We start from the raw sequence: 488 nt of genomic DNA on the forward strand, positions 1-488 counted from the left end.
TGTAATTAAGTAGACGCAGTATCCTTGAGTAAATACGGTCACGCTGCATTTTACTGACACTGAAAGGCCTGATCCCTTTACCTCTTTGAATTTGGGAGGCAATAAACTGCATGTCGATACTGATATCACGGAAACTCGGAGCAATGATCACTGGCTTAGATTTAAAATAGCCCAGAAGCGCCACGAAATAACAACGATGTTTAGTAAGCCTGATAGTACGGCATTCGGCCTGTTCTACATCGTTTAGCGAAAAATACAAACGTTGTTCCTCAATAGAAAACTGAGGTGCTGAATACAAGTCTCGTTGTTCTGCCTGAGTCAGAATCGAGAGTTCATTACTAATTGCCATGATGAATAAACGCCAATATGATTGATGGTGTTTATATAAGATGGCAGAATATTGGAAGGTAACCCACCGCCACAGACCATATAATATAATACCTGTAGCGTTCTATGTTACTTTAGAGGGGAAAATCCCTAGAACCCCA

1 protein-coding gene is annotated in these 488 nt (G+C 40.8%); it reads right to left on the bottom strand.

What is annotated here, in order from left to right; all coding sequences use genetic code 11:
* Positions 1–349 (bottom strand): DUF4158 domain-containing protein (locus PSI06_RS21120; protein WP_273604832.1); only part of this gene is annotated, 349 nt, incomplete at its 3' end.
* Positions 350–488 lie beyond the last annotated feature (139 nt).

The organism is Pseudoalteromonas sp. GABNS16E (assembly GCF_028598715.1).
GTDB lineage: Bacteria > Pseudomonadota > Gammaproteobacteria > Enterobacterales > Alteromonadaceae > Pseudoalteromonas > Pseudoalteromonas atlantica.